Origin of the sequence: Streptomyces sp. SM10 (assembly GCF_002910915.1) — a bacterium.
Lineage (GTDB): Bacteria > Actinomycetota > Actinomycetes > Streptomycetales > Streptomycetaceae > Streptomyces.
In genome coordinates, this window is record NZ_NEUF01000021.1 from 1 (window position 1) to 587 (window position 587).

Sequence of the window (587 nt, forward strand, 5' to 3'; positions counted from 1 at the left end):
CGCTTCGGCGGGAGCGGGGGGCAGGCCGGGGGCGAGGGCCGGGGCGACGACCACACCGGTGGTGCCGGGCGCCAGGTGGGCGGCGGCCACGCGTGCCACGTCCTCGGGCGTGGTGGCGCGCAGCCTGCGCTCGTAGCCGCGGAGCCAGCCGGGAGCCAGGCCGCTCGCCAGCACGCCGGTGAGGGTGGAGGCGGTACCCGAGCGCGAGGAGCAGGCCATCGCCATCGAGCCGACGGCGTAGTTGCACGCGCCGCGCAGTTCCTCCGCCGTGAAGCCACCCGCCGCGAGCCGTTCCAGCTCCTCCCGGATCAGGACCAGGGCGCGGGCGGCGCCGTCGTTGCGGACGTCGGCCTCGACGGTGAACGCGGCCGTCCGGCCGAGCGGGTCGAGGACCGCGCGCGGGGCGTACGCGAGCCCTTCGCGCTCCCGCAGCACGCGGGTCAGCCGACTGCCGAAATAGCCGCCGAGCATCAGGACGGCGAGCTGCAGGGCGGGGTAGTCCCGGTCGCCCCGGCCGGGGACGCGCCCACCGAGCCGGATCAGCGTCTGGGGGACGCCGGGCAGTACCAGGGTGACGGGTCCACGAG

At 77.2% G+C, this 587-nt stretch carries 1 protein-coding gene; it reads right to left on the minus strand.

Going from position 1 to position 587, the window contains the following annotated elements:
- Nucleotides 1-587 (minus strand): pitrilysin family protein (locus B9S57_RS01210; RefSeq protein ID WP_146057696.1); only part of this gene is annotated, 587 nt, incomplete at both ends.